Source organism: Rubrivirga sp., assembly GCF_049648075.1.
Taxonomy (GTDB): domain Bacteria; phylum Bacteroidota; class Rhodothermia; order Rhodothermales; family Rubricoccaceae; genus Rubrivirga.
Genome location: NZ_JBARYR010000568.1, coordinates 1 through 1591 on the forward strand (window position 1 = coordinate 1; position 1591 = coordinate 1591).

The window sequence follows — 1591 nt, forward strand, 5'->3', positions numbered from 1 at the left end:
GACTCGCCCCGTGCTCCTCTTCTCTGACCGCCATGACCCTCCGCACTGCCCTCGCCGCCGCCCTGCTGACGGCCCTCGCCACGCCGGCCCTCGCCCAGTCGCCCGTGGGCGAGCAGATCCCCTACCAGGGCCGCCTGACCGACGCCGCCGGTGCGCCCTTGGCCGACGGCACCCAGACGATCCGGTTCGTCCTCGAGGACGCCGCCGGGAGCTCGTGGGCGGAGACGGCCACGGTCCAGACCGTCGGCGGCGTGTTCACGCACTACCTCGGCTCGGTGACTGAGATCGCGGGCGTCGACTTCGCGGACGCGCCGTCGCTGTCGCTCATCCTCAACCCGGACGGCGCGGCGACGGTGTTCGGTCCAGTCCCGCTCGGCGCTGTCCCGGCGGCGTACCGCGCCCTCGAGGGCGGCGGATCGCTGACGTTCCCATTCACAGGTACCGCAAGCACCCAGCTTTTTGAAGCCTCGTTCACGCTCTCGAACACGGGCTCCGGCGACGGGCTCCGCATCGAGGCCGCGGGCGACGACGGGGTTGAGATCTTAGCCGCGGGTGGCGACGGGATTGCGGTTGAGGCGGCTGGAAACATCGGCGTGTACGTCGATGAGGCGACCAGCCACGGCGTCGCCGTCCAGTCGTCAATGGCTACCGCTTTCGTCGCTGCATCGGCAGCGGGCGCCGGGCTAGCGGTCTTCGAGGCCGGTACTGACGGGGTCTCGATTGGCACCGTAGGCCGCGACGGGGTCCACGTCTTCGAGGCTGAAGAGAACGGCTTCTACGTCAATGAAGCCAAATTTCAAGGTCTCCAGGTGAACTACGCGGGTGGACGTGGCCTCTACATCTACCGTTCGGGCGACACGGACGCCGACGACGTGCCCGACGCTGATCGTGACGGGGTCCTCGTCGATTGGGCGGGCGGCGACGGTGTTGAGGTCGCCCGTGCCAATTTTTTTGGCGTCCGTGCATCGGGTGAGGCCGGCAACTACCTCCGCAACACGCGCGTCTCGGTCTTCGCCCCAGACCTCATCCTGGGCGGGACGGGCACTACGGACTTCAACGGTGACGACGGGGTGCTCCAGTCTGACTTTCGGTTCACCAGCAGCGACCTCAGCTTCCGCTCGAACGACGCCGTCCAGGTCTTCCTCGACGCCAACGACGACGAGGCGGGCGACTTCTCGGTCGTCAATGGCGCCGGCAACGTCGTCTTCGGGGTCAACGAAGCGGGCACGCAGTTTCTCACCGGCACGACGCAGTCTGCCGAGGCCGCCATTTACCTCGACGATCCCTCAGCGCCGGACGCCCGGACGCTGACGCTCCCGTCGGTTGTGTCCTCGGACCGCCTCGTCGCCTTCAGCGGAACAGCCCAACTCGACGGCGACGGCGCTGCGATCGTTCAACTCCCGGACTACGCCGCTGCACTCGTCGGCGACTTCCGGTACCAGCTCACGGCCGTCGGCGCGGCCATGCCCAGCCTCCACGTCGCGCGCACGGTTGAGGGCGGAGCGTTCGCCGTCGGGGGCGGGACGCCAGGCGCGTCGGTGTCGTGGCGCGTCGAGGGCGTTCGCCAGGACGCGTGGGCCGTCGCCAACGC

At 69.0% G+C, this 1591-nt stretch carries 1 protein-coding gene; it reads left to right on the forward strand.

From position 1 onward, the window contains the following. Positions 1 to 32: 32 nt before the first annotated feature. Positions 33 to 1591, forward strand: a 1559-nt coding sequence (locus WBA11_RS15905) for a hypothetical protein (RefSeq protein ID WP_424521640.1), incomplete at its 3' end; no start/stop codon positions are given.